Raw genomic sequence first — 524 nt, 5'->3', positions numbered from 1 at the left:
GCACCTGGAGCGCCGCCATGGCCGACACGCAGCCCACCACCGAGCCCGGTCCGAGCGCCGTGGCGCCCCTGTCCGGACTGGCCATGAAGCGTCGCGGCCCCGTCGCCGTGTGGCTGGGTCTTCCGATCATCACGCTCGGCATCTACCAGCTGGTCTGGTACTACAAGATCCACAAGGAGCTGAACGAGTACGACCGCCGTCAGAACCTCAGCCCCGCGGGCAGCCTGCTGGTGCTGCTCTTCCTGAGCTGGACCCTGATCGCCCCGCTCGTCTCGTTCCACAACACCGGCAAGGCCATCGCCGACGCGCAGCGCGCGGCCGGTCTCCCGGTGACGTGCAGCCCCGCCGCGAGCACCTGGCTGGCCTTCGTCTTCGGCCTCAACGTCTGGTACTTTCAGCGCGAACTCAACCGCGTCGTCGAGGCCGACCCGGGCGCGACCCCGGGCACCCAGGTCCCCCTGGCGGCCTGACCCCGCCCTCTCCTCACGGCCCACGGCATCCGCCCCTCCCGGACGCCGTGGGCC

1 protein-coding gene is annotated in these 524 nt (G+C 71.2%); it reads left to right on the top strand.

Annotated features, from left to right (window positions below):
* On the top strand, positions 1 to 470 hold a 470-nt coding region (locus LPA54_RS36405; protein ID WP_228984794.1), incomplete at its 5' end, for a DUF4234 domain-containing protein.
* Between the last annotated feature and the right edge of the window lie 54 nt (positions 471 to 524).

This window comes from Streptomyces sp. DH12 (assembly GCF_020873895.1).
GTDB lineage: Bacteria > Actinomycetota > Actinomycetes > Streptomycetales > Streptomycetaceae > Streptomyces.
The sequence above is the reverse complement of the archived record's forward strand: the minus strand, read 5'-3'. Positions and strand labels throughout refer to the sequence as shown.